The 24,594-nt window shown below is 62.2% G+C and carries 22 protein-coding genes; 14 read left to right on the top strand and 8 right to left on the bottom strand.

Features of this window, described 5'->3' with window-relative positions; translation table 11 throughout:
* Together BW39_RS19975 and BW39_RS19970 are read left to right on the top strand one after the other, a co-directional pair.
* Window positions 1–189, top strand: a 189-nt coding sequence (locus BW39_RS19975; protein WP_043823842.1) for a helix-turn-helix domain-containing protein, incomplete at its 5' end; no start/stop codon positions are given.
* 120 nt (window positions 190–309) lie between these two features.
* Window positions 310–1,488 carry a DUF4272 domain-containing protein gene (locus BW39_RS19970; RefSeq protein ID WP_043823841.1) on the top strand — a complete coding sequence of 393 codons (1,179 nt, stop codon included), beginning with the start codon at window positions 310–312 and terminating at the stop codon, window positions 1,486–1,488.
* 66 nt (window positions 1,489–1,554) lie between these two features.
* Here the strand turns inward: BW39_RS19970 and BW39_RS19965 are convergent, their stop codons facing one another.
* The 5 genes from BW39_RS19965 to BW39_RS19945 all read right to left on the bottom strand — a co-directional run bounded on the left by BW39_RS19965 (window position 1,555) and on the right by BW39_RS19945 (window position 5,835).
* Window positions 1,555–2,364, bottom strand: coding sequence for a nucleotidyltransferase family protein (locus tag BW39_RS19965; protein ID WP_043823840.1), 810 nt, complete (start codon window positions 2,362–2,364; stop codon window positions 1,555–1,557).
* On the bottom strand, window positions 2,365–3,525 hold the full coding sequence (locus tag BW39_RS31245) for an RpiR family transcriptional regulator (RefSeq protein WP_152547284.1): 1,161 nt from the start codon (window positions 3,523–3,525) through the stop codon (window positions 2,365–2,367).
* Between the two features lie 122 nt (window positions 3,526–3,647).
* Window positions 3,648–4,328, bottom strand: coding sequence for a hypothetical protein (locus tag BW39_RS19955; protein WP_235264248.1), 681 nt, complete (start codon window positions 4,326–4,328; stop codon window positions 3,648–3,650).
* Between the two features lie 28 nt (window positions 4,329–4,356).
* On the bottom strand, window positions 4,357–5,100 hold the full coding sequence (locus BW39_RS19950) for a hypothetical protein (RefSeq protein ID WP_043823836.1): 744 nt from the start codon (window positions 5,098–5,100) through the stop codon (window positions 4,357–4,359).
* A 36-nt stretch (window positions 5,101–5,136) separates the two neighbouring features.
* The gene (locus BW39_RS19945) at window positions 5,137–5,835 is read right to left on the bottom strand and encodes a hypothetical protein (RefSeq protein WP_043823835.1); all 699 of its coding nucleotides are present in this window, start codon (window positions 5,833–5,835) and stop codon (window positions 5,137–5,139) included.
* 238 nt (window positions 5,836–6,073) lie between these two features.
* On the opposite strand from BW39_RS19945, the gene BW39_RS32050 reads away from it, so the two are divergent.
* The 4 genes from BW39_RS32050 to BW39_RS19930 all read left to right on the top strand — a co-directional run bounded on the left by BW39_RS32050 (window position 6,074) and on the right by BW39_RS19930 (window position 13,318).
* The gene (locus BW39_RS32050) at window positions 6,074–6,733 is read left to right on the top strand and encodes a S24 family peptidase (RefSeq protein ID WP_235264247.1); all 660 of its coding nucleotides are present in this window, start codon (window positions 6,074–6,076) and stop codon (window positions 6,731–6,733) included.
* Between the two features lie 543 nt (window positions 6,734–7,276).
* The gene (locus tag BW39_RS19935; protein WP_152547283.1) at window positions 7,277–11,533 is read left to right on the top strand and encodes an NACHT domain-containing protein; all 4,257 of its coding nucleotides are present in this window, start codon (window positions 7,277–7,279) and stop codon (window positions 11,531–11,533) included.
* A 317-nt stretch (window positions 11,534–11,850) separates the two neighbouring features.
* Entirely contained in the window at window positions 11,851–12,645 is a 795-nt protein-coding gene (locus BW39_RS31235) for a hypothetical protein (protein WP_143343470.1), read from the top strand.
* Between the two features lie 415 nt (window positions 12,646–13,060).
* A complete protein-coding gene (locus tag BW39_RS19930; protein ID WP_043823834.1) occupies window positions 13,061–13,318 on the top strand; it encodes a hypothetical protein in 258 nt (85 codons plus the stop codon).
* A gap of 118 nt (window positions 13,319–13,436) precedes the next feature.
* Here the strand turns inward: BW39_RS19930 and BW39_RS19925 are convergent, their stop codons facing one another.
* The 3 genes from BW39_RS19925 to BW39_RS19915 all read right to left on the bottom strand — a co-directional run bounded on the left by BW39_RS19925 (window position 13,437) and on the right by BW39_RS19915 (window position 16,555).
* The gene (locus tag BW39_RS19925; protein ID WP_043823833.1) at window positions 13,437–14,540 is read right to left on the bottom strand and encodes a porin; all 1,104 of its coding nucleotides are present in this window, start codon (window positions 14,538–14,540) and stop codon (window positions 13,437–13,439) included.
* A 128-nt stretch (window positions 14,541–14,668) separates the two neighbouring features.
* The gene (locus BW39_RS19920) at window positions 14,669–15,526 is read right to left on the bottom strand and encodes a substrate-binding domain-containing protein (protein WP_043823832.1); all 858 of its coding nucleotides are present in this window, start codon (window positions 15,524–15,526) and stop codon (window positions 14,669–14,671) included.
* Between the two features lie 54 nt (window positions 15,527–15,580).
* Window positions 15,581–16,555 carry a Bug family tripartite tricarboxylate transporter substrate binding protein gene (locus BW39_RS19915; protein ID WP_034391632.1) on the bottom strand — a complete coding sequence of 325 codons (975 nt, stop codon included), beginning with the start codon at window positions 16,553–16,555 and terminating at the stop codon, window positions 15,581–15,583.
* A gap of 111 nt (window positions 16,556–16,666) precedes the next feature.
* On the opposite strand from BW39_RS19915, the gene BW39_RS19910 reads away from it, so the two are divergent.
* The 8 genes from BW39_RS19910 (at window position 16,667) to BW39_RS19875 (ending at window position 24,583) form a co-directional block, all read left to right on the top strand.
* On the top strand, window positions 16,667–17,569 hold the full coding sequence (locus tag BW39_RS19910; protein WP_043823831.1) for a LysR family transcriptional regulator: 903 nt from the start codon (window positions 16,667–16,669) through the stop codon (window positions 17,567–17,569).
* Between the two features lie 284 nt (window positions 17,570–17,853).
* Window positions 17,854–18,435: an FMN reductase gene (msuE, locus tag BW39_RS19905; protein WP_043823830.1), complete on the top strand. Its 582-nt coding sequence runs from the start codon at window positions 17,854–17,856 to the stop codon at window positions 18,433–18,435.
* A 43-nt stretch (window positions 18,436–18,478) separates the two neighbouring features.
* Window positions 18,479–19,462 carry a DUF1852 domain-containing protein gene (locus BW39_RS19900; protein WP_043823829.1) on the top strand — a complete coding sequence of 328 codons (984 nt, stop codon included), beginning with the start codon at window positions 18,479–18,481 and terminating at the stop codon, window positions 19,460–19,462.
* A 116-nt stretch (window positions 19,463–19,578) separates the two neighbouring features.
* Window positions 19,579–20,604, top strand: a complete 1,026-nt coding sequence (locus BW39_RS19895) for a methionine synthase (RefSeq protein ID WP_034391642.1) — start codon at window positions 19,579–19,581, stop codon at window positions 20,602–20,604.
* Between the two features lie 270 nt (window positions 20,605–20,874).
* On the top strand, window positions 20,875–22,077 hold the full coding sequence (locus BW39_RS19890; RefSeq protein WP_043823828.1) for a substrate-binding domain-containing protein: 1,203 nt from the start codon (window positions 20,875–20,877) through the stop codon (window positions 22,075–22,077).
* Between the two features lie 3 nt (window positions 22,078–22,080).
* Window positions 22,081–22,863 (top strand): ABC transporter ATP-binding protein, encoded by a 783-nt coding sequence (locus tag BW39_RS19885; RefSeq protein WP_043823827.1) that lies wholly within the window; start codon window positions 22,081–22,083, stop codon window positions 22,861–22,863.
* Window positions 22,860–23,603 carry a branched-chain amino acid ABC transporter ATP-binding protein gene (locus BW39_RS19880; protein WP_043823826.1) on the top strand — a complete coding sequence of 248 codons (744 nt, stop codon included), beginning with the start codon at window positions 22,860–22,862 and terminating at the stop codon, window positions 23,601–23,603. The genes BW39_RS19885 and BW39_RS19880 overlap by 4 nt, the downstream gene beginning before the upstream one ends.
* Window positions 23,600–24,583 carry a branched-chain amino acid ABC transporter permease gene (locus tag BW39_RS19875; RefSeq protein ID WP_043823825.1) on the top strand — a complete coding sequence of 328 codons (984 nt, stop codon included), beginning with the start codon at window positions 23,600–23,602 and terminating at the stop codon, window positions 24,581–24,583. The genes BW39_RS19880 and BW39_RS19875 overlap by 4 nt, the downstream gene beginning before the upstream one ends.
* The last annotated feature ends 11 nt before the right edge of the window (window positions 24,584–24,594 follow it).

Below are 24,594 nucleotides of genomic sequence, written 5' to 3'. Positions count from 1 at the left end.
CGCCACAACAGCCCCGCCGACACCGACCTGCTGCGCCCCCTGGCCCAGCAGGTGGCCGAGCTGGAACGCAAGGCCATCACCGCCACCCTGGCCGCCAACAGCGGCAACAAACTGGCCACGGCGCGCCAGCTGGGCATTTCGCGGGCCACGCTGTATGACCGGATGGCGGTGCTGGAGCTGCAGGGCTGAGTTACCCGCCGTCTGCAAGCCGCACTGTGGCCAAGAGGCGGTGCGTTTCCTGCCGCTCCCAATCCCGGAACCAACCCCGGAACCAAGCCCGGAACCAAGCCCGGAACCAAGCCCGTGAACATGAAAAATCTCCTCACCCGCCTCAAGACCGCATTCAGCAAGCCCGCCCCCGAGACCGCTCGCCAAGAGGAACACCAGCAAACCCAGCACCAGCCGCACGAACCCCAGTCGGATGCCGCAGAAGATGAGGTACTCATCAACGCCTACTGCACCGTCTGGGACCTTCCCGCGCTTGACTTTCCGCACACGTTGGCCGGGCGCCGCGATCTTGCGGACCCTGAGCTGGCGCCCCATCTTTCCGGCTTTGTCGGCTATGTGCTGGGGCGCGGCGATGGGCAGATGACGCGCAACCGCTACCACGCCATGCGCCACATCCAGCGCGTGCAGCAGCACCTGAGCCTGGGCATTGCGCCGGCCCAGCTCGATGCCTTTGCCGGCTGGGCGCAGCGCGCCAACGCCTTCGCCTTTCTGACGGACGGCAGCATCCGCGATCCGCAAGGCCGCATCCTGCTGGATGCCAACGGCGCCGAGCCTGATGAGCAGGCTGCGCTGCCCTATCCGCAGCAGGCCTGGCAGCGCAAGCAGCGCAGTGAACAGCTGCTGGCGCAGCGCGGCTTCACGCCAGCGGCCAGCCTGCCGCCGCTGATCTCCGAGCCCGAACTGCGCATGCGCGCACCTGACGAGATCGCCGCCCGTGCCTTTGCTCTGCTGGCCGTGGCCGTGCGCGCCGAATCACTGAACGACGCACTGAACGAAGCACTGAACAGTGGCGAACCGCTCACGCCCGAGCAACTGTTCCAGCGCCTGCCGGCCGCCCAGGCTGCGCTCACCCCCAACGAGCGCGAATTCATGGCCACTGCCCAGCCCTCCGAAGAGGCCATCGCCAAGTTCGGCTGGCGCTACGAAGCCGCGTACTTGCTGGAATGGGCGCTGGGCCTGGTCGATACGCTGCCGTTCCCCGACGCCATCTGCGACGTGTCGCTCACCTCGCGCACCCTGCTGCAGGCGGGCGACCTAAAGGGCGCCCTGCATGCCGCACGCATGCGGCCCGACAGCGAAATCCTCGACGCACTGGACCAGCACTACCGCCTGCACTGGATCGTGCGCCAGGCCCAGGTGCAACAGCAGCCCGCGCCAGCCGGGCTGAGCGCCGACGTGCTCATGGAACGCCACCATGCGCTGAACTGGCTGGTGCGCTTCGAAGGCAATGACTGGGATGACGTGGATACGCCGACCTGAGGCGTGCTGCGCAGGGCACATCAAGAACCCATGCGGATCGGGGCGAGCACTATTGCACTGCTTGCCCTACCTGAAAATCCGGTCGAACGCATACCTGCACGTGGCCTGCAATTCCTCGGGAGAAAGCTTTCGATCTGCAGGGATGAGTGCGGCCTGCCGGATGGCATCAGTCACATGCGCAAAGCTCGCATCCCACTCTCTTGCAACCGTGTCTCCCATGTCGCCAAGGGCGGGATGCACGCTCGTGTTCCAGCAGTCCTTGAATAGCGGCAGAAGATGGCCGAAGAGGCTGATGGTGTCGTAGATGTACAGCAAATCCTGAGCGTGCTTCGCTGGCTTCCTGTCCTTCTTGATCAGCAGCTTCTGGACCATGAAGCACAGCGGGTTGGCGACCTGAAGGTCTACCGGTGCTTCAAGCGGAATACCGTTTTGCGGACCTGCCGTGACAACCCACGGGTCGACCAGCAGGATCTCCAGATGACGAATCTTCTGGGCTGAGATGCCTGCCTTCTCCATCGTGGCATCTGGCGTTCCATCGCGCTTGCGCCCGCTGCCGGAAAGTGGTGTCAGAAACTCGGCGTAGAAACCCTTGCTGTCGCTGCCCAACGTGTAGTGAGCCGCTGGTGGCTTGAACTCTCCTGCCAATTGCTCGGTAAATCCATGTGCCGCCAACGCACTCCTCATGTCGCCCTCAATGGGTGCCTTGTTGGCAAAAGCCAGATCCGTATCGCGTGTGAAAACCGGCTGGTGCTCCTGTCTGTTGGCCTGCGGATGCAAGCTGTGCAGCCGATGGCTCCAGCCACCGATGAAGACCAACTGCCCCCGCCAGGGGCTCAGTGCCTTGACCAGCTTGGCGAATGCGTGCAAGTCATTCATTCAGAGTCCTTCTTCGATCAGCGGCTGAAGAACTTCCTGGTAGATCAGTTCAGCCTGCTCCTTGCCTCGGGACGGATGGCTGGAAACATCCAGCCAGACCTGGATTGCATCGGCTGTCAGTAGTCCATCATGGTTTGTGGCGCCCCGAAATATCGACTCCGGCCACGGTGCCTGTCGCACGATGATGTCGGGCGTTCCCTCGGGAAACGCCGCCAGCATGTCCCAATCGTCAGAGGCCGCAAAGCCCGAACGCGGCAGCTTGCGCACAAAGACATGGGGCGGCACACCGCTGACATGGCCCAGCTTGAGCGCGTCGGCTGCCGCGAACAGGCCCAGGCAGCGTTCACCGGGCGCGCGGTCCAGCAACTCACGCATCTGCAAGGCCACCGGCACCCGCACCAGAAAGCGGGCGGGAATTTCGGTGCCAGGGCGTGTGGCTGCTGCACTCCAGCGGCTGAACAACTCGCGCCTGCGCACAAGTCGCAGATGGCTTGATGACCTGTCCAGGAAATTCTCATTGCCCAACTGGGTCAGGAATCTGGAAGCACTCATGGCAGAAACCTGGGCCGCAGCAGCCAGCTCCGCCCCGCTGCAATACCGGCCCCTTGGCGCGTTGAGCAAACCTTCAGGCAACTCAGGTGCCAAGAGCACCTTCAGCATCCATTGATTGAGGTCCGAGAAAAGGTTGATCGCGGGAGCGGGCCTGGCGGGCGCGTGTCTGGCCAGCAAGCGCGGGCGCGGTGACTCTTGAAGATCATCGAGGCCCGGACCGTGGAAATGATTGGGCCCCTCTTCAGACACGATACCGAAGGCGACATGGGGCGCAAAACGCTCGGCAAATGCCATCACCTGCCTGAGCAGGGCAGGTGATACATGGTCCACATAGACCACCGCCAGCGGAGCCGCGCCGCGTTCCTGAGTTGCAAGAGTCTGGGCCTGCAAAATGGCCTGAGCCAGCAGTGGCACCACGCGATCAGCCCGTCCTTGTGAAGACTTGATCTCCACCGCATAGCGTTGATTGCCACGGTGAACGCTCAGGTCCACACGGTCATCGTCACCTTCCGGCGCGGTATCAATCGTCCAGCCTGCGTCTTCAAACAGCCCGGCCACGAACCGCTCGGCCTGGCTGGCGCGACTGATGGGTGAGCGTGTTGAGGGCATCGGCGACTCCTTGGATAACGTGGGCATTGTATATAACATGGCCGTGGTAGGAATCTCCGATCCCCCTGGCTGCAAAACCTGGCCCGCCTTCACCAACCATCGCACCTGGCCGCGGCCACAACTCAACCCCCGCCCAACTGCTCCAGCGTGATGCAGGCCAGCCACCTGCATCCATCCAATGGCCAGGCGGCGTCATCCGAGATACAGCGCCCGGCGGCGTCCATCTGGATGCGGGTGACGTGGCGGTTGGCGCCGGGCCTTGAGCGGCGGGCGGGCATGGCCAGCAAGGCTTCGGGCAGCGGCTGCGCTGGTGGATAGGATTCGAGGCGCGTGAGATTTTTTGCAGAGCGCAGGCGCAGCGGTGATCGCTCCATGCCGATCACCCAGGTCCAGAAGAGCGCAGGGTGGCGAAATCTGTGACCTGGCATTTCCAGCAGCAGCATGGCGCTGCCGCCCCGCTGCATGGCTTGGGCACAACGCAGCGGAGCGAGGGCGGGGAAATTCTCAAGCTGCGCTTTCCAGCCGGGCAGCAGCAAAGCCAGAACCTGCGCCAGCTCTTGCGGGCCGGGCTGCGGCGTCAACTGCAGCGGCAATTGCACCTGCAGCCATGCCCGTTGCCGCAGCACGGCAGCGCATCGCCGCGCACACCACCAGGCGCCCAGCGGATCGGGCAGGCACTGGGCATCGGGAACCGTGGGCAGTGTGGCCCAGCGCGTCTTGCGCGTCTGTGTACCCACCTCGTAGCGCCATTGCGTATCGAAGCGCAGGCCGGGCATGAAGGTACGAATGGGAGACCTGGGCATGTGCATTGCGGCTGCAGATCCACCACCGTCAGGCCGGTGCGGGCCTGGCTGCAAGCGTGACCGTGCCAAGCCACTGGCATGGGTGCCAGGGGCCGCCCGCATCATGCAGGAGGCAGGTCCCGTCGGCTTGCACCTGGATCCGGGTGGCGTACCCGCTGGACCAGGGCAGGGTCGAGCCAAAGGGCAGGGCAAGCAAAGCCTTGGGAGGCGCCATGGCCTGCGCGCCCGGGGACGGCAATGTGTCGGACGCAACGCAATCGTCGGTGCACGACAACGGCAGCTCCGGCTCGTACCCCACCACCCAGGCCCAGAAAATGCCCGGCTTGGGCCCTTCGCATTCCGGTGACTCCAGCATCAGCAAGGCACTGCCTCCCTGCTCGACTGCCTGGGCGCACAGCAAGGGCGTCCGGGCGCATTCAGCAGGTGCCTGCACGTCCCAATCGGGCAGCAGCACATCAAGGATCTGCGCCAGCTCCTCCACGTCGGGAAGCGGGGGCAGGTGAACGGGCAGCCGCAGGAACAACCAGTGCTGCTGCTCCAGAACCACGGCGCACCGGCGAACGCACCACCAGGTGCCATAAGGGTCGGCCGGGCCAGCAAGGTCGGAGGCCACCGGCAGCTGTGTCCAGCTGGTCTTGCCGGCTTCCGCACGCCTTCTGTATTGCCAGTGACCATCAAAGAGCAGGCCGCTGATGAGGCGTTGACCGGGACTACTTGGCTCCAGCGGAATTTCCCGCTCGTACTGCTCTGGCGTGAGATTGGAGTTCTGCATTTCTTCGGGTCAGGAAAGCCGGTCAGAAAAAGCCGGTCAGGAGAAGCTGCCGTTGACGGCAATGTCGTTGCTCAGTGGCTCCAGCGTGATGGCCGCCGTGCAGCGGTACCGGCTTGCGCGCGCATCCAGGCCATCCACATCACACAGCCCCTCGCCATCCACCGTCACCCTCAAGGCGTGATTCCATGCCAGGGGCGAGCCGAAGGGCCAGATCAGCAGCGCGCCAGGGCGCCCGGGCATGTCAAAGGCTGAAATGCGCTTGGCACGCTGGAACCTCTCGTGCATTTCCACGCCGATCACCCAGGCCCAGAAAACGGCTTGCACGCCATCGCTCGAATCCTCGGCCTGCAGTTGCAGCAAAGAGCAGCCACCGGCAAGCAGCGCATCGGTGCTGCGCAGCAGTGGCGCCTGTGTCGAGGGGTCATCCAGCACCTTCACGTTCCAGCCCGCAAGCATTGCGCCCAGGGCCAGCACCACATCGCCACATTCCGGCCGCGCAGGCAGGCCCGAGGGCAGATGCGCGGAACGCCAGGGCCTGCGATTGAGCACTGCAACGCACTGGCGCACGCACCACCAGGCCCGCTGTGGATCTGCTGCAGCCATGCCGCCTGCCCGGGTTGCCGGCAGCCGTGCCCAATAGGCTCGGCCTGAAGGCGTGAGCGCCGAGTAGGTCCACAGTCCGTCAAAGCGAAGCCCTCGGGTGAAGCGGTGGGTGAGGTGCGTGGTCTCATCCATTTGGGACCTTGTCTTGGTGGACTTCAACACGGTGCGTGCCCCGTCAATGGCCCTGCATTGCCGCGTTGCGCGGGCGACAGCGTGATTGCGGCCAGGCAGCGGCACTCGCGCAAGTGGTGGGTGATGTGCATGGGGTAAGGACGAGCGTGTATTCATAGAAACGATCAATCGCCATTGCATCGTTGGAATCACTTCTTGTCAACACCCTTTGGTGTAATTCGTGGGCTCAAGTACACCCATGAGCGACACGTCAAATATCCGCTGTGCGAACTTGAATGCCCTTTGCCTGCGCTTGGGCTGGACCAGTCGGAAGGGCGACAACTCGGGTTCCCCTTCGGAGCTGATCAACCGACTTGGCCGGACCTCCAGTTATTGGTCTGATCGCTTGAGAGGGAGAAAGCCCATAGGCGCGAAGCTCGCGCGCGAGATAGAAGAGGCGCTGAATCTGCCGAAATACTCCCTGGACGGGGATGAAGAACACAGCGACTTCGTTCAGGTCTCGCAACTCAGCGTCGGCGTGACCGAAGACTCGGATGTTGGGAGCGCTCTTGTGGCGGAGCTTGGCGCATTGCAGTTCCGGCGCGACTTTTTGCGCTCAGTTGGTGTCAGTGCGGTGAACGCGGCCCTCGTCCATGTGGCAGGAACCAGCATGGAGCCCACGATCCGGGACGGTGCCGTGCTCTTGCTCAATCGTGCGGATGGAACGCCGCGCCGTGGCAGCGTCTATGCATTCGCGTGGGAAGGGCAGATGCTTGTGCGGCGCTTTCAGCGGGTGGGCGATGTTTGGCATGCAGTGGCTGACAACGCTGATAAAAGCGAGCACCCGGATATCGTCATTGCCGGGAAGGCAGAGGGCCTGGTGCAAGGGCGAGCCATATGGGTCGGGGCCAAGCTCTGAGTCTGTGGTTTGTTGATGGCTGACTCTTTCATTCGTCGCGGGAACTTGAATGCCTTGTGCGTTCGTTTGGGATGGGTCAGTCGCAGAGCCAAGCAATTGGGATCTCCCTCGGAACTGATCAACCGGCTTGGCCAGTTGTCCAGCTTCTGGTCTGATATCGATCCATTTGGTGATGCTGATCTGTGGGGTGTGGGTCTCGGCTTTGCAGCGGTTGCCGCTGTTCATTAGTGCCTCGTGATCAATCGCTCACGGCTATATAGCAGTCATTCGAGCACCCAAACTGGCGGCGGCCCAACGACAGGTCTGGGCAGCCGACAGTGATCGTCAGCGCAGCCTGAAGGCTGCTGGAAGTCCGCTATTGCGGCTCATGAACTGGTACTGCCGACCCGAAGCAGTAGCTAGAGCATGAGGAGCACCTTCCGTGCGGCGTGCCATATTGTGTTGTTCTCAGTTTCATCGGCCACGCAAGAAGTTGTCATCGAAACTCGTAGCAGCCCATTCGGCACTGCCTAGGCGACAGGTTGTTAGTTATCCTTGCCGCTCATGTATATCGAACTGCACCGCACCTTCCGAGAACTGCTTCCAACAGGGCGGCCAGGCGATGACGTGGCGATGGAGCCCGGTCGGGGACAGGATGCGGTGCTTATGTCTGCTCTGCTGGAGCAGCCCAGGGTGGTCATGCTGGCAGAAGGTGGGTCCGGCAAGACATGGTTGCTGCAGGAAGCTGCGCGGCGCTTGCGCAGCGAGCGCAAGGCGGCCTTTTTTCTCCGCCTAGAGCATGTAATCCAAGAATTCGATGGGTCTTTTGACATCGGCAGTCACGAAGATTTCGAGGCATGGTTGGCCTCTGAGGAGCCCGGTTGGGTGCTGTTGGACTCCATCGATGAGTCGCGGCTGCGCTCATCGCAGGATTTCGAGAGGGCGGTGCGCAGGGTTGCCGTGAAGCTGGCTAAGGCGTTAGACCGGACGCACATTCTGATAACGGGGCGGCCGTCGGCATGGCGGCCCCGGACTGATCTGAAGCTCTGTGGCCAGCTATTTCCGTCATCCGCGAAGCGGTCTGAACATCCCGGCCAGGGTCAGGATGAAGGGCCGGTCTTCCAGGTGGTGGGGTTGGAGCCACTTTCGTCGTCGCAAGTTGAGGGATTTGTAACCGCACGCGGAATCGGGCTCGTCAGGCCGTTCATGGATGCCATCGAACGGGCCGATGCCGGTTCTTTTACCCAGCGCCCTCAGGATCTGGACGAGCTCGTGGGATTTTGGGCCGAACGGGGGCGGATCGGTTCACGGCAGGAACTAATGAACGCCAGCGTGCAGCGCCGCTTGCAGGACAACCAGGATCGCGCACAAGCGCATCCCATGACTCCCGCACGTGCGCGAGAGGGGGTGGAAAAGCTCGCGGCCGCCCTGGTCCTAACGCGCTTACAAAACATCCAGGTGCCCGATGGGCCGCAGGCCGGTCTGGGTCTGCGCCCGCGCGATGTGCTGGGCTGGGACGATGTAGAGATCGCTGCGCTGCTTCAGCGATCTCTGTTCGATCCGGACGTCTACGGTAGCGTTCGGTTCCATCATCGATCCGTGCTGGAATATCTCGCTGCGCATTGGTTTCACAGGCTGCTCAAGCAAGAGGTGTCGCGTCAGCGCGTAGAAGCCCTGTTTATTCGCGAGCAGTACGGGCTTCAGGTGGTGACACCCTCGCTGCGCGGTCTGTTGCCGTGGCTGGCTATGTCCGATACACGCATCCTTTCGCGAGTGCAGCAGGTGGCGCCGGAGATTCTGTTCGAGGGTGGTGATCCACTCCTGCTTCCTTCAAACGTGCGCAGCGCCATACTGACGGATGTCTGCAAGCAACTGGCGTCGGGTATATCTGATCGCAGCCTGATTCAGTACGGCGCTATTCATCGCTTCGCGGCGCCGGATATGTGCGAGACAGTGCGCCGGCTGATTCAAGAGTACAAGGACAAGGAAACCGTAACCGGCTTCCTCATGTGGGTGGTTTACCACGCGCGCATCGCCGACGTTGGCCCCGAGGCCCTGCAGATTGCCCTCTCCGCCATATTGCCTTCCGAGGGGCGCATTGCAGCATTCCATGCCGTGGATGCTGTGGGACACCCGTCGGATATGGCAATCGTTCGCAGTAAGTTCGCCTCGGAAGGCGACAGCCTAGACCGACGGTGCATGGCTGAGTTGCTCAACCTAATCGATCAACCCGACGCGGCGACGTTGCAGTGGCTGATCTACTGCATTCCCCGGCTGAAAGAATTCAACGAATATGAAGTTACGGGGCTTACCACCGCGACAGTACGGTTCTTGGAGCGGACGGACCTTTCTTTATTGCCGAACATCATTGACCAGTTGTATGCACTGTTGATCGAACCCCCGGTCATGGACCGCCATGACTACTACCTGTCCGTCAGGAACCGATGGTTGCGCCGACCTATAGGCGCGTTGCTAAGCCGCCTTGTGACCGCGCGTCATGCGCTCGCGCTGAGGCCGAGCGCTGTAGCCACGCTACATGTGCTGATGCGGGACGTTCCCTACGATGAGGACGTCCACGGCGTGATGGAGACAGGCCTGCCTGAGCAGGTGCAGGCTTGGTCTGCCCTCAAATGGGCTTGGCTTTGGTATCTCGTCGATTGGCTGCGCTCGGAGCAACGCGTCATCAACCATTGGGCAGCGCAGGCCGCCATGCACCCCATAGTCTGGGATGAGAACGACTTCGCCGCCGCCATCGCTGCCACTGCCGAACGCGACTTGGCAGAGGACCAACGCACGGCACTGGAGATTGCGTTCTCGCTGTATGTGCAGGTTGATCGACCGCAGGGTCTGCACGATCAGTTGGTGAGCGCCGTGGTAGGTAATGAGGCTTTAGCACTAAGACTGCAGCAGCTTGAGGCGCCTCCAGAGAAGGATGATGCGCGCCAGAAGTTGGAGCAACAGAGTGCCGAATGGACTCAGCGTAACAAAGAAGCTGCGGAACGAGCCAGGCGACAACGCTGCGAGAAAGTCGTCTTTCTCGCTGGCAGGCTGGACATTTTGCGTAACTCGAGCTTCGATGATCCTTCGAACGTGTGCTATGAGCAGCGTTACCTGCTCAACGCTATGCGCAAGCTGGATAAGGTCAACCACTCTCGATGGGCCTGCAGCAATTGGCGCAGCCTCGAAGCAGAGTTTGGAGCGCCGACGGCGCTCGCGTTCCGGGATGGCATGGTAGCGTGCTGGCGCCGGTATTCGCCCCCTTTGCTCTCCGAAGGCGCGCAAATAAGCAACATGCCGCATGCTGACTTGTTGGGACTCACCGGATTGACCGTCGAAGCCGTGGAGACCCCTGGACTGATGGCATCTCTCTCGCCTGCGGAGGCCGGTGTGGCGTTCCGCTACGCGATGCGGGAGATAAACGGCTTCCCGGACTGGTTTCCTGCCTTGTTCGCAGCCCACCCGCAGGTCGTCGCAGCGATGTTGCTGGTCGAGATCGCATTCGAACTTCAGATGAGCGACTCGTACACGGCCGCCCAATATGTGGTTGCGCGCATCCATAGCGCCAGGGAGTGGCTTGCCAACGCTGTGGCGCACGACATCCTTTCGCTGCTGGCCATCCACTCGCCGCAGCGTTCCATTGTGCTGGAGCACCTAGTTGACATTCTCCAGGTGTCAGCTCTGTCCGATGGGCTCATTGCCACCTTGGCGCGTGAACAGATGGGGGCGGCAGGTTCCATGCACCATGCACTGTGGGCCGCGGCATGGACCAGCGTTGATCCTGGCCCAGCCATCCATACCGTGGAGCAGCACTTGAACGTACTGGGCGACGCCACTCAGCGCACGGAATTCACGATGGCGTTTGTCGCGCATCTGCTAGGCAACCGGCGGACCTCGTCCTGTATGCGCGGCGCTTACCGGACGCCAGCGGTGCTCAAGCGCCTCTATCTTCTGGCGCACCAGCATGTGCGCGCCGATAAGGACATTGACCGCTCTGGCAAGGGCGTGTTTACACCTGGCTTGCGCGATGACGCCCAGGATGCCCGCGAGTACTTGGTGCGGCTGCTGCAGGATATACCTGGGCGCGATTCCTTCTTGGCACTGCAGAGCCTTTCGCAGGAACATCCCCACGCCGACTACCGCCCTTGGCTGGCGCGGCAGGCACTAGCCAGGGCCCAGGCCGATAGCGAGCGGCCAGCATGGAGTGAAATACAGGTGAGCGAATTCGCCGAAACCTACGAGCGCTCTCCGGCTAACCACCGCGAGATGTTCGACTTGGCTGTCATGCGCTTGCTTGACTTGAAGCATGAAATGGAAGACAGCGATCTCAGCACTGCGTCAGTGGTCATCCGCACGGAGCTTGAAACCGAGCTGCGCAACTGGGTCGCAGCATGGTGCCAACGACATGCCCACGGTCGATTCGTGATTCCTCAAGAGGACGAGCTTCCTGACGCAAAACGTCCTGATTTGCGATGGACCTGCTCGACATTTTCTGGCGCAGTTCCGACTGAGTTGAAGATCGCTGATAACTGGACGGGGCCGAAGCTATTTGAGCGGCTCGAGGGGCAACTTGCGGGCGACTATTTGCGAGACCAAGCCTCCAACCGTGGGATCTACTTGTTGATCTGGCGGGGTGCTAAGAAGCATCGCTGGGAACTGCCTAATGGTAGCTTCGTTGATTTCGTGACGCTGGTCGCTGCTTTGCAGTCGCATGGGACATATGTGGCCGCCCATCATCCCGGAGTCGAGGAAATCCAGGTTATTGGAATTGATCTGACAAAGCGGGCAAATAAGGCCGGATTGGCTCCGCCCACAGAGGGCTAGCAATTCAATCGCCCGGGCTGCAAGCAAAAGATCTCATCGCTTCACTAAAATCCTGAAAATGAGGCCCAGCGACTACGGCGATAGCCTAGAATTCCCAGCTGCCGGACGTGTGGACTAAGCGCCGCTGCCGGCCATAAGCAGTCAAGAAGTCTCGAAGTTAAGGCGATAAAATAGAATGGGCATTGCAATAATTTTTTGAGCTCTTCTGTCATGAAGGGAGTACAAATTTTATATCTCTATTTTAAAATTGTGTGATATCTGAATTTGCCATATCAAATATGGACAAAATTAATAAATTAAATAGATAGGGGTTTATTTTGCAGCGTAAAGATTTTTTCAAGAGGCTTTACAGTGGATTTAAGGCTGAGTATATAGTTGCCGGAAAGATTTTTGGTGCCGGCTTGGAAGCATTCAAGCTTCCTGCAGATTTCGGTTTTGATCTTTTAATCTCTAATCAGATGAATAAATCTTTTGGAGAGAAAAGTGAAATTAACCGGATCTATGATTTTCCTTATGTTCTTCAAGTTAAGTCGAGAATTATTCAGGCTAGTTATTTTCAGGAGAAAAATCAACGACAAGAAGCTGTAATTAATTTCAAGATTACCGAGGATGAATTTTTTCTACTTTCCAAAGAGAAAAGCTCCTACTTGGCGCTTGTTCTTATATTTCCTGAGGAGAAAAATACTCTTTCCGAGAAGCATGCGATTGTTTGGTTTAAAGGTACACAACTTCCTTGTCTTAGAGAGCAAGTATTCCTTGAGCCAGTAATTGAAAATGATCGACGTTTCTATGAAATCTCCGTCGTTATACGCCTTAATAGAAAAGAAAAAGCAAAAGAGATGCTTATGCAATTAGTGAAAAATAATGATATCTCAGAGAAAGTGGCTAAGATCATAGAGGAAAAAATTCCAGCTGAATATCTTTCGGGAAATACTAATGAATATATTTCAATTAGACGCAGAAGCTACACTAAAGATAATTATGAAAGTAAAAAAGCATTTGTGGTTTGTAAAGTAAGTGATGTCCAAACAGCTATCGAAAATATTGGGTGTGAAGTGTTTGACATCTCTTCTGATATAAGGCCTGCTCATCTTAAGTTGCCGAATTTCTAAAATTCAAAGAATAAGTTTTTTCTCTAAAATGGTAATTAATTCTTAATTTATCTATGTAATTGATATTCCCGATTTGTAGCTCAGATGAGATATTGAATTTTTCCATACTGAAATCCGCTTAAGGGCGATTGCCGTCATCCAGTTTCCGTCGTCGAACGCGGACTATTAGCTTAAAGCAGCCATCAAGGTTAGCATCGCGACCGGTCATACCTTGGCATCAAGTCTCAGCCTGCATTAAGCTTGATCTCAAGGAATACGCGCAGGGCATCCTGATGAGCGCCTGAACTGTTTCTTCTTCGATATTTTCGATGGCCGCATTCAGCCGAGACATGCCGACAGAGTGTCCGAATGCAGTCCTGGCGGGATTGACTACCCCAGGCCGTTAACAGTCCTTCGCTGGAAGCTGTTGCCGACCATGTATTCAACCAGCCTATTCAACAGTTTGAAGTGTGACTTCGCCGAGATCACTTCTAAAGCGGTGGCTGTTGAGGACATGAAGAGCATGGAGCATCTGTTCATTGACTTTGATCTTTCGGCCAGCGAGCATGCGGACTTCAAAGCTGCCTTTTCCGAAGTCTTTGCCGTAGGCAGCCGCCTGTCACCGAGGGCGGACCTGCCGTCCTTTCGCTCTGTACGCTCTGCGCTTTGGCAGGCCTGGGCAGTTTGTCATTGATGGCGGCGCGAAAGACGCATGCACTGCCCGGTGCCTGCGCCTGAGGTCGGCGGAGATGAGTGGCAGCAGCCCTCCACAAGCACCTCAAAACAGGTGCTGCGGGTCGCTGCAACCGCCCTCAAAAACTATGCATCAACCCCGCAGTCACCCCCGTAGCCACATCCTTGTTCTGCCCGCCCTGAAACCCTCCACTCCAATGCGTGCGGTCCAGCTCCGCATACAGCTTGCTGCGGCGCGAGAGCTTGTATTCCGCAAACAGCAGGGCGCGGGTGTAGCCGTCTGCGGCGCGGCCGCTGCGTTCGCGTTCCACGCGGTACAGGGCGGCGGTCAGGTCCAGCGTGCTGCGGGCGGACCAGGTGGCGCCCAGCGAGTGCACGCGCTGCACGGTGCGGCTGGTGGTGGCGTTGGTCTGGCCGTCGCTGCGCGCGGTGTTCAGCGCAAGGCGCAGGTTGTCCCATTTGTAGGAGGCGCCCAGGGTGGCGGCTTTCAGCTCCCATTGGTCTGCGGTCTTGAAGCGCTGGTAGGCGCCGGAGACCGTCCATGTCTGCGTGCCATACGCCAGGCCCGCGCCGGCCGATGAGCGGGCGGAGCCGCCTTGCGCCGTCTCGCCAAAGCTGTACATGGCGCGGGCGGTGAGGCCGCCGAAGCGGCCGGTGTACTTGACCGAGTTGTCCAGCCGGTACGAGCCCGTGGTGGCGCCCGCGCTGCCGTATTCCACGCCCAGGCCGTGGCTGCTCAGGGCCGCTGTGGCGATGTTGGGGTTGAAGGCGGCGAAGCGCATGCCCACGGGGTCCACGGGGCTGATGGCATCTGCCAGCAGGTTGGTCTGGCGGCCGGCCGTGACCTGGCCCCAGCCGCCGCCCAGGCCCACGATGGCTGCGCGGTCGAAGAATTTGCTGGAGTTGGCGGTGGTGCCGGTGTCCAGGTTCAGGCCGGTTTCCAGGTTGAACAGGGCGTACATGCCGCCGCCCAGGTCTTCGCGGCCGCGAAACCCGAAGCGGCTGGTGGTGTTGACGCCGCTGGACAGCGCGGCGCCCGAGGTGTTGCTGGCCGCGTTGGCGGCGGTGAGGCCGCTGGTGTAGCGCACGCCGGTATCGGCAATGCCGTAGAGCGTGATGCTGGATTGCGCAAGGGCCGACAGCGGTGCAGCGGCGAGGGTGATCAGCACCAGGGTTTTGGTGTTCATGGGTGTGGCGAGGGTGATAGGGCTGGGCAGCGGCATGCCGCAGCAGTGCCGTTGCAGCGCCGCTGGATGGAGGTCGAACCGGGGAGGGGTGAAGGCCCCCTGTGTGTCGAGGGCCCTGATGGCTTTGAGTGCCTAGAGAGCCTTGAGGGCTCGGGGGCCTGCCGTCAGGGCTTGGCCGCCGGCTCCATGCCCGTGCTGCGCACGATGGGCGCGGCGGCGGGGGCTGCCAGGAAGCGGATCAGGTGGCGCGCCGTCTCAGGGCTCTTGGCGCCGGTGGCCACGCCTGCGGAGAAGAAGACGCGCTGCTGCACTTCATCGGGCAGGGGGCCGACGAATTCCAGTTCCTTGAACGGCAGCAGTTCGCTGACCTGCTGGAAGCCGATGTCCGCATCGCCCCGCAGAACCACGGCGCCCACGCGCTCGCTGAGGATGCGGGTGGCCTTGCCCTTCATCTGCTCGGCCACGCCCAGGCGCGGGAACAGTTCGTTGGCCAGATAGGTGCCGCTGGCGCTGGCCGAGTAGGCAATGGTCTTGGCATCCAGCAGGGTCTGCTTGAGCGCGTCCACGGTGCTGATGTCGGGCTTGGGCGTGCCCTTGCGCACGCTCATGCCGATCATGGAGCGCGCCAGGTCCACGCGGCTGCCCGCTTCCACCTTGCCCTGGGCGGCCAGATTGTCCAAGGCTCCATCCGCGAGGATGACGATATCGAACTGCTCGCCGCGTGCCAGACGGCTGGGAATGGAGTCCTGCGCGTTGCCCATGGAAGCGCCGCGCGAGGTGACGACCTTGTGGCCCGTGGCCTGCTCGTACAGGGGTATCAGCTGGTCATAGGCGGCAGAGAAGCCGCCCGAGGTGACCACGCGGATTTCATCTGCGGCGGCGGTGGAAGGCGTGGCAGCGCCCAGGGCCAGGCCCAGACTGAGTGCGCCGCCCAGCAGCGCGCCCAGGGTGCGGCGGCGCAGGGTGGATGGCACGGAGGACTGCACAGCGGGCGGCAGGGGGGTGGAACGGATGGCGGTCATGGTTTGTCTCCTGGTTTTTTATGGTTGGGGAACGGCTAACGGCTGCCGAGGGAATCAATCGGCGGTGATTTTTCGCTCGCGGATGATGCGGCCCCACTTGGCGTGCTCGGCGGCAATGAACTGGCCCAGTTCCTCGCGGGTGCCCGGGGCGGCGGTCTGGCCGTGCTTGAGCAGGTTGTCGCGCACTTCGGGGGTGTTCAGCACCTTGACCAGCTCGGTGTTCCAGCGGTCCAGCAAGGGCTTGGGCGTCTTGGCGGATGCCACGAAGGCGTACCAGTTGGTGGCGTTGAAGCCGGGGAAGCTTTCGGCCACGGTGGGCACGTTGGGCAGGTAGGCCGGGCGCGTGAGGCCCGTGGTGGCCAGCGGGATCAGCTTGCCCGATTCGATGTGGGGCAGGGCCGTGGGCGGGGCTGCGTAGAAGGAGGTCACGCGGTTGCCCAGCACGTCCTGCAGGGCGGGCGCACCGCCCTTGTAGGGCACGTGCAGGGTGTCGATCTTGGCGACATCGTTGAGCAGTTCACCGGCCAGGTGCGATGCGGAGCCGGGGCCGGTGGAGGCAAAGTCCAGCTTGCCGGGTTCGCGCTTGGCCTTGGCCACGTATTCGCCCAGGGTCTTGATGCCGGTGGCGGCAGGCACGACGAGCACGTTGGGAAAGTTCACGCCCATGGTGATGGGGGCCAGGTCCTTGAGCGGGTCGTAGCCGATCTTCATGAAGTGCGGCGCAATGGCCAGCGGGCCGATGGAGCCGAAGAGCAGCACCGAGCCGTCGGACGGGCCATTGGCCACCTGCGTGTGGGCCAGGTTGCCGCCTGCGCCGGGCTTGTTTTCCACGACCACGCTCTGGCCGATGTTCTCGCCCAGCTTCTTGGCGATGATGCGCGCGGCAATGTCGGCCGAGCCGCCTGCGGCGAAGCCGACCACCATGACCACGGGTTTCTTGGGGGGGAAGTCCTGGGCCTGGGCGGTGCCCACGGCCAGGGAAAGAAGGGCGGCCAGGGCGCCGCCTGCGATCAGTCTGCGTTGGTGCATGTCGTCTCCGTTTGTTGGTCTTGCCTGCCCGCAGGGGGCAGCGTTATCAAGGGCGCCATCCTATGCAGCGGGTGTTATTCTGTGAATTGCAACTTTTGGAAGGACTGTTGCGTGCAGCGCATCAAATTCGACATGGGGGAACTGATCGCCTTCGTGACCGCGGCCGAGAAAGCCAGCTTTCGCCTGGCCGCAGAAGCGCTTTTCCTGTCGCCTCCTGCCTTGAGCCGGCGGGTGGAGCGGCTGGAGTCCGTGCTGGGCGCGCGGCTGCTGGAGCGCACCACGCGGCGTGTGGAACTGACCGAGGTGGGCCATGAATTCCTGCAGGAGGCGCGCAGGGCCCTGGCCGGCCTGGACGAGGCCGTGCAGCGCGTGGATGACCAGCTGAAGCTGCGCCGTGGCCGCGTGACGGTTGCCTGCGTGCCTTCGGTGGCCACCAATCTGCTGCCGCCCGTGCTGAAGACCTTTGCCGTGGAGCAGCCCGATGTGCAGGTGCACGTCATCGACGAAAGCGCGCAGCAGGTGGTGGAGGCCGTGCTGCGCGGGGATGCGGACTTTGGCCTGAGCTTCACGGGCAGCCAGGAGCCGTCGCTGCGCTTTGAGGCGCTCACGCGCGAGCGCTATGTGCTGGCCATGCCGCGCAGCCACGCCTGGGCCGGGCGCAGCCAGGTGGAGTGGGCCGAGCTGGCGGGCAAGCGCCTGGTCTCCGTCTCCCATAAGAGCGGCAACCGGCTGCTGCTGGACCAGGTGATGGCCGGCCTGCCAGAGCAGCCCGTGGCCTGGCACGAGTGCAACCACGTCACAGGCGCCCTGGCCCTGGTGGAAGCCGGCCTGGGCCTGGCCGCCGTGCCCCAGCTGGCCCTGCGCCAGGACCACGCCCAGGTCTGCGGCGTACCCCTGACCGCGCCCGATGTGTGGCGCACGCTGGGCCTGCTGCAAAGGCGTGACCGCGTGCTGGGGCCTGTGGCGCAGGCGTTGCGGGAGTGCCTGGTGCAGGTGCAGGGCGCGGGCGGCTGAACTGGCCTTGGATTCACTGCGCAGCAACCCCGTTGCGCGCAGGCCCTGGCATGGCTGCCGCATAGCGCAGTGCGCAGAAGGATGGGATCACACTTTCGCATGAATGCAGCTCATGCATAGGTGAATTAAAACCATTTTACTTCATCGATTCGCATCCATACCATTCGCTCCCATTGTTCGTTTGCATTTTGGGAAGCAGTCATGGTCATCACCACACCCTCGGATCGCATGGATGCCGGAGCAGGATCCCGCGCTGAACTTGGCCGTCTCGCGTGAAAGCAGCCATGTCACGTCCGCTCCGTCTGGTCGCCGTTTCTGGTGGACTGCAACGCCCCTCCAAATCTGCCGCCCTGGCAGAGCATCTGTCTGATCTGATCGCCGACGAAGTTCCGTGCGAACAACGCCTGGTGGAACTGGGCCAGCTTGCGCCGCAGCTTGCCGGCGCGGTGTGGCGCTCGCAGTTGCCCGAGAGGGTGGAGCGTGAGCTTGCGGCGGTGGAGCAGGCGGATGTGCTGGTGGTGGCCACCCCGGTCTTTCGTGGCGCCTACACCGGGCTGTTCAAGCACTTCTTCGACTTCGTCCACCAGGACGCCTTGATCGACAAGCCCGTGCTGCTGGCGGCCACCGGTGGCAGCGAGCGCCATGCCCTGGTGATTGACCACCAGCTGCGGCCGCTGTTCAGCTTCTTCCAGGCGCGCACCCTGCCGCTGGGCGTGTACGCGACCGACAAGGATTTCGTGGACTACCGCCTGCACGACGAGGCCCTGATACAGCGGGCCGCGCTGGCGGTGCAACGGGCATTGCCGCTGGTCGAGCTGATGCACCGCGCCAGGCCCTGCCTGGCCAAGGAAATGGCTGCGGCCTGAATCAACCCACATTTTTATTTCTAAATCAGGTCATTGGATCACCATGAACGCAGAACTGCACTTCAGCCTTAAGAGCATCCGTTTCGATGAGAACTATCACCCATCGGACAGCACGCGCATTACCACCAACTTTGCCAATCTGGCCAGGGGAGCGAGCCGGCAGCAGAACCTGCGCCACACGCTGAGGATGATTGACAACCGCTTCAATGACCTGGCGCATTGGGACAATCCGACGGGAGACCGCTATTCAGTCGAGCTGGACATCATCTCCGTGGACATGGGCATGGGTGCCGAGATGGGAAGTGGCGTATTTCCGTTGATCGAGATATTGAAGACCAGCATTCTCGACAGGAAATCGAACAAGCGCATAGCCGGCATTGCAGGGAATAATTTTTCTTCCTACGTGCGTGACTATGACTTCAGTGTTCTGCTGCCGGAATACAACATCAACCGCCAGGAGTTCAGCACGCCGGACGATTTTGGTGACCTGCATGGCAAGCTGTTCAAGCAGTTCGCCCGTTCGAGCACGTACAGGGAGCACTTCAACAAGCCCCCCGTCATCTGCATCAGCGCCTCTACCAGCAAGACCTATCAGCGCACCGGGAACCAGCATCCCGTACTGGGTGCCGAGTATCAGCAAAATGAGTTGTCATCGACGGACCGGTATTTCGGGAAGATGGGGATGCAGGTTCGATTTTTCATGCCGCCCAACAGCGTTGCACCCCTGGCTTTCTATTTTCAGGGCGACCTGCTGGCCGACTACACGAATCTCGAGTTGATCGGCACCATCAGCACCATGGAAACCTTCCAGAAGATTTATCGCCCCGAGATCTACAACGCCAATTGCGCGGCAGGAAAAATCTATCAGCCGAGCCTGAAGAACCATGATTACTCGTTGACGCAGATTGTCTATGACCGCGAAGAGCGCAGCCAGCTGGCCGTCAAGCAGGGCAGGTTTGCGCAGGAGCATTTCATCAAGCCGTACAGGAATGTTCTTGAGCAATGGGCAGCCGATTGCGCGCTCTGACCGGCTAGACAGACAGACAGACAGACAGACCATTTTTCATTGATTGCACAGCGGCTTGGGACAACGGTCCTGAAGTACGCTGGCACCACCCCTTTTTGCCTTGAAGGAATTCTCCGATGTTTGAAACCTCTATCGCCGGCAGCCTGCCCAAGCCAGCCTGGCTGGCCGAAACCAACAAGCTCTGGCCCCAGTGGCAGGCCGAGGGCGATGCGCTTCGCCAGGCCAAGGCCGATGCAACCCTGCTGTGGATCAAGGCCCAGGAAGATGCAGGCCTGGACATCGTGTGCGACGGCGAGCAGTCGCGCCAGCATTTCGTGCATGGCTTTCTGGAGCAGGTGGAGGGCATCGACTTCGACAACAAGGTGAAGATGGGCATCCGCGACAACCGCTACGACGCGATGGTGCCGCAGGTGGTTGCCGCCCTGCGCCTGAAGGGCCGCGTGCATGCCTTCGAGGCGCAGCTGGCGCGTGCGCACACCAGGAAGAAGCTGAAGTTCACGCTGCCCGGCCCGATGACCATCGTCGATACCGTGGCGGACCGCTTCTATGGCGACAAGGTCAAGATGGCCTTCGCCTTTGCCGAGCTGCTCAACCAGGAGGCCCTGGCGCTGCAGGCCGACGGCGTGGACATCATCCAGTTCGACGAGCCCGCCTTCAATGTCTACATGAAGGATGCCGCCGACTGGGGCGTGCAGGCGCTGGAGCGCGCAGCGCAGGGCCTGACCTGCACGACGGCCGTGCATATCTGCTACGGCTACGGGATCAAGGCCAATACGGACTGGAAGAGTACGCTGGGCGAGGAATGGCGCCAGTACGAGACGGTGTTTCCCGCGCTGGCCAGGAGCCGCATCGACCAGGTGAGCCTGGAATGCATCCACTCCCATGTGCCGCCCGACCTGATGAGGCTGCTGGCCGGCAAGGACGTGATGGTCGGCGTGATCGATGTGGCCAGCGACGTGGTGGAGACACCCGAGGAAGTGGCGGACACCATCGGCCGGGCACTGGAGTTCGTGCCGAAGGAGAGGCTGTTCCCCTGCACGAACTGCGGCCTGGCGCCCATGGGCCGGGACGTGGCGTGGCGCAAGCTGAAGGCGCTGGCAGAAGGCACGAAGCTGGCAAAGGAGCGGCTCGCCAAGGCCTGATGCCCTGCGTGGCCAAGCGCGGGGGAAGATGCCAGGGGTGCCAGGGGTTCATGGTTTGCCCTGTATCGGATTCAGGCAACTGTCTGAAGTCAAGGCACTGAATCTGTTCAATAGTCGGGCACTCGCTGCCCGTGCTCTGCCGGTGCCTGCCATTGCGCCCGTCATTGCGCCTCCTTGGCCCGCCTGGGCCCGCCTGGCACAAAGCATGCATGGTCCCTCCCCACAAAAGCAGCGGGCGCCAGCCCAGCCGCCAACCCAAGGAGACAAACCATGCAACGCCGCCCCTTCCTGCATTCCGCCCTCGCACTCTCCGCCATGGCCACCGTGGCCGCTGCGGCTCCTGCCGCCATGGCCCAGCAGGGCGAGATCCGCATTGCCCACGTCTACAGCAAGACCGGCGCGCTGGAGGCCTATGGCAAGCAGACCCAGGCCGGGTTGCTGATGGGGCTGGAGTACGCCACGGGCGGCAGCATGGCGGTGAATGGCAAAAAGCTGGTGGTGATCGAGAAGGACGACCAGGGCAAGCCCGACCTGGGCAAGAGCCTGCTGGCCACGGCGTATTCCGATGACAAGGCCGATCTGGCCGTGGGGCCCACGTCGTCCGGCGTGGCGCTGGCCATGCTGCCGGTGGCCGAGGAGTACAAGAGGATTTTGCTGGTGGAGCCGGCCGTGGCCGATTCGATCACGGGCGACAAGTGGAACAAGTACATCTTCCGCACGGGCCGCAACTCCAGCCAGGACGCCATCAGCAATGCGGTGGCCATCGACAAGGCGGGCGTGACGATTGGCACGCTGGCCCAGGACAACGCCTTCGGGCGCGACGGGGTGAAGGCCTTCAAGGACGCCATCAAGAAGGGCAAGCTGGCGCATGAGGAGTACCTGCCCGCGGCCACCACGGATTTCACGGCAGGGGCGCAGCGGCTGATCGACAAGCTCAAGGACCAGCCGGGCAGGAAGATCATCTGGATCGTGTGGGCCGGGGCGGGCAATCCGTTCAAGATTGCGGACATGGATCTCAAGCGCTACGGCATCGAGATCGCCACGGGCGGCAACATCCTGCCCGCCATGGCGGCCTACAAGAATCTGCCGGGCATGGAGGGCGCCACGTACTACTACTACGGCATTCCCAAGAACCCGGTGAACGAGGCGCTGGTGTCCATGCACTACAAGCAGTACAAGACACCGCCGGATTTCTTCACGGCGGGCGGTTTCTCTGCGGCCATGGCCATCGTGACGGCGCTCAAGAAGACAGGTGGAGACACCAAGACCAACACGCTGATCAAGGCCATGGAGGGCATGAGCTTCGACACGCCCAAGGGCCAGATGACCTTCCGCAAGGAAGACCACCAGGCCCTGCAGAGCATGTACCACTTCAAGATCCGCGTGGACCCGGCGCTGGCCTGGGGCGTGCCCGAGCTGGTGCGCGAGATCAAGCCCGAGGAGATGCAGGTTCCCATCCGCAACGGCCGCTGAGCAATGTTGCGCACAGAGGATCTGACCATCCGCTTCGGGGGCCATGTGGCCGTCAACGGCGTGAGCTGCGCTTTCGAGCCGGGCACGCTGACGGCCATCGTGGGTCCCAACGGGGCGGGCAAGACCACGTATTTCAACCTGATCTCCGGGCAGCTCAAGGCCACTGCCGGGCGCGTGCTGCTGGGCGGGCGCGAGCTGACGGGGCTGGCCCCTTCGGCGCGCACCCGCGCCGGGCTGGGGCGGGCGTTCCAGCTCACCAATCTGTTCCCGCACCTGAGCGTGCTGGAGAACGTGCGCCTGGCCGTGCAGGCGCGTGACGAGGGACCGCACCGGCGCGGCCTGAACCTGTGGAGCATCTGGAGCGACCACCGGGCATTGACGCAGCGGGCGCTGCACATCCTCGACCAGGTGGCCCTGTCCGCCCGGCGCGACGAGGCCGTGGCCGCGCTGCCGCATGGCGACCAGCGCAAGCTGGAGGTGGCCTTGCTGATGGCGCTGGAACCCCAGGTCTATATGTTCGACGAGCCCACGGCGGGCATGAGCCATGACGAGGCGCCGGTGATCCTGGACCTGATACGCAAGCTCAAGCAGGACCGCAGCAAGATCATCCTGCTGGTGGAGCACAAGATGGATGTGGTGCGCGAGCTGGCCGACCGCATCATCGTGCTGACCAATGGCACGCTGGTGGCCGATGGGCCGCCGGCCGAGGTGATTGCCTCGCCTGTGGTGCAGCAGGCCTACCTGGGTGTGATGCCGGAGCAGGGCGCCGTGAAGGAGTCCGCATGACGCTCGACCACAGTTCCCACTCCAACCTGCTTGAGCTGTCGGGCGTGCACACGCATATCGGGGCCTATCACATCCTGCACGGCGTGGACCTGGCCGTGCCGCGCGGGCAGCTGACCATGCTGCTGGGGCGCAACGGCGCGGGCAAGACGACCACGCTGCGCACCATCATGGGCCTGTGGCGAGCCAGCCAGGGGCGCATCGCCTTTGGCGGGGCCGACATCACGGCCCTGCCCACGCCCGCGATCGCGCGGCTGAACATTGCCTATGTGCCCGAGAACATGGGCATCTTCGCGGACCTGACGGTGCAGGAAAACCTGCTGCTGGCCGCGCGCGGCGCCTCGCGCGCCGACCGCATGGACGCGCAGCGGCTGCAGTGGATCTTCGGCATGTTCCCGGCCGTGGAGAAGTTCTGGAACCACCCGGCCGGCAAGCTGTCGGGCGGGCAAAAGCAGATGGTGGCGGTGGCGCGCGCCATCGTGGAGCCGCGCGACCTGCTGATCGTGGACGAGCCCAGCAAGGGCCTGGCGCCGGCCATCATCGAGAACATGATCGCGGCCTTCGCCCAGCTCAAGGCGGGCGGCACGACGATTGTGCTGGTGGAGCAGAACCTGGGCTTTGCCCGCCGCCTGGGCGACCGCGTGGCGGTGATGGACAACGGCCGCGTGGTGCACGCGGGCGGCATGGCCGAGTTCTCGGCAGACGCGGCGTTGCAGCAGTCGCTGCTGGGGCTTTCGCTATGAACAAGCTGGATGTGGATTTCAAGCCGCTGCTGCTGGTGCCCGTGCTGGCCCTGGTGGCGCTGCCGCTGGTGGGCTCGGCCTCGACCTGGCTGACGCTGACGGTGGCGGGGCTGGCCATGGGGATGATCGTGTTCATCATCGCCTCGGGGCTGACGCTGGTGTTCGGGCTGATGGACGTGCTGAACTTCGGCCACGGCGTGTTCATCGCGCTGGGCGCCTTCGTGGCCACCAGCGTGCTGGGCGCCATGGGCGACTGGACGGGGTCCGAGCAGCTGTGGCGCAACCTGCTGGCCGTGCTGCCGGCCATGGTGGTGGCCATGCTGGTGGCGGGCGCCATCGGGCTGGCGTTCGAGCGCTTCATCGTGCGGCCCGTGTACGGCCAGCATCTCAAGCAGATCCTGATCACCATGGGCGGCATGATCATCGGCGAGGAGCTGATCAAGCTCATCTGGGGCCCGCAGCAGATTCCGCTGCCGCTGCCCCAGGGCATGAAGGGCGCCTGGCTGCTCGGCGATGCCGCCGTGGAGAAGTACCGCGTGGTGGCCGTGCTGGTGGGGCTGGCGGTGTTTGCCCTGCTGGCCTGGACGCTGTCGCGCACCAAGATCGGCCTGCTGATCCGCGCAGGCGTGCAGGACCGCGAGATGGTGGAGGCCCTGGGCTACCGCGTGCGCCGCCTGTTCGTGGGCGTGTTCGTGGCGGGCTCGGCGCTTGCAGGGCTGGGCGGGGTGATGTGGGGCATGTACCAGCAGAGCGTGGTGCCGCAGATGGGCGCGCAGGTGAATGTGCTGATCTTCATCGTGATCATCATCGGCGGGCTGGGCAGCACGGGCGGGGCGCTGATCGGCGCGCTGCTGGTGGGGCTGATGGCCAACTACACGGGGTTCCTGGTGCCCAAGGTGGCGCTGTTTTCCAACATTGCGTTGATGGTGGCCATCCTCTTGTGGCGGCCTCAGGGCGTCTATCCCGTGGCGAACCGCTGAAGGAGTGATCG

Origin of the sequence: Delftia sp. RIT313 (assembly GCF_000632165.1) — a bacterium.
Lineage (GTDB): Bacteria > Pseudomonadota > Gammaproteobacteria > Burkholderiales > Burkholderiaceae_C > Comamonas > Comamonas acidovorans.
This window is presented reverse-complemented; position numbering and strand designations above follow the sequence as displayed.

Excerpts from the sequence above, each read along its gene's own strand:
- BW39_RS19970 (WP_043823841.1), top strand. The coding sequence starts at position 310 with ATGAAAAATCTCCTCACCCGCCTCAAGACCGCATTCAGCAAGCCCGCC.
- BW39_RS19965 (WP_043823840.1), bottom strand. The coding sequence starts at position 2,364 with ATGAATGACTTGCACGCATTCGCCAAGCTGGTCAAGGCACTGAGCCCC.
- BW39_RS31245 (WP_152547284.1), bottom strand. The coding sequence starts at position 3,525 with ATGCCCTCAACACGCTCACCCATCAGTCGCGCCAGCCAGGCCGAGCGG.
- BW39_RS19955 (WP_235264248.1), bottom strand. The coding sequence starts at position 4,328 with ATGCCCAGGTCTCCCATTCGTACCTTCATGCCCGGCCTGCGCTTCGAT.
- BW39_RS19950 (WP_043823836.1), bottom strand. The coding sequence starts at position 5,100 with ATGCAGAACTCCAATCTCACGCCAGAGCAGTACGAGCGGGAAATTCCG.
- BW39_RS19945 (WP_043823835.1), bottom strand. The coding sequence starts at position 5,835 with ATGGATGAGACCACGCACCTCACCCACCGCTTCACCCGAGGGCTTCGC.
- BW39_RS32050 (WP_235264247.1), top strand. The coding sequence starts at position 6,074 with ATGAGCGACACGTCAAATATCCGCTGTGCGAACTTGAATGCCCTTTGC.
- BW39_RS19935 (WP_152547283.1), top strand. The coding sequence starts at position 7,277 with ATGTATATCGAACTGCACCGCACCTTCCGAGAACTGCTTCCAACAGGG.
- BW39_RS19930 (WP_043823834.1), top strand. The coding sequence starts at position 13,061 with ATGTATTCAACCAGCCTATTCAACAGTTTGAAGTGTGACTTCGCCGAG.
- BW39_RS19925 (WP_043823833.1), bottom strand. The coding sequence starts at position 14,540 with ATGCCGCTGCCCAGCCCTATCACCCTCGCCACACCCATGAACACCAAA.
- BW39_RS19920 (WP_043823832.1), bottom strand. The coding sequence starts at position 15,526 with ATGACCGCCATCCGTTCCACCCCCCTGCCGCCCGCTGTGCAGTCCTCC.
- BW39_RS19915 (WP_034391632.1), bottom strand. The coding sequence starts at position 16,555 with ATGCACCAACGCAGACTGATCGCAGGCGGCGCCCTGGCCGCCCTTCTT.
- msuE (WP_043823830.1), top strand. The coding sequence starts at position 17,854 with ATGTCACGTCCGCTCCGTCTGGTCGCCGTTTCTGGTGGACTGCAACGC.
- BW39_RS19900 (WP_043823829.1), top strand. The coding sequence starts at position 18,479 with ATGAACGCAGAACTGCACTTCAGCCTTAAGAGCATCCGTTTCGATGAG.
- BW39_RS19895 (WP_034391642.1), top strand. The coding sequence starts at position 19,579 with ATGTTTGAAACCTCTATCGCCGGCAGCCTGCCCAAGCCAGCCTGGCTG.
- BW39_RS19890 (WP_043823828.1), top strand. The coding sequence starts at position 20,875 with ATGCAACGCCGCCCCTTCCTGCATTCCGCCCTCGCACTCTCCGCCATG.
- BW39_RS19885 (WP_043823827.1), top strand. The coding sequence starts at position 22,081 with ATGTTGCGCACAGAGGATCTGACCATCCGCTTCGGGGGCCATGTGGCC.
- BW39_RS19880 (WP_043823826.1), top strand. The coding sequence starts at position 22,860 with ATGACGCTCGACCACAGTTCCCACTCCAACCTGCTTGAGCTGTCGGGC.
- BW39_RS19875 (WP_043823825.1), top strand. The coding sequence starts at position 23,600 with ATGAACAAGCTGGATGTGGATTTCAAGCCGCTGCTGCTGGTGCCCGTG.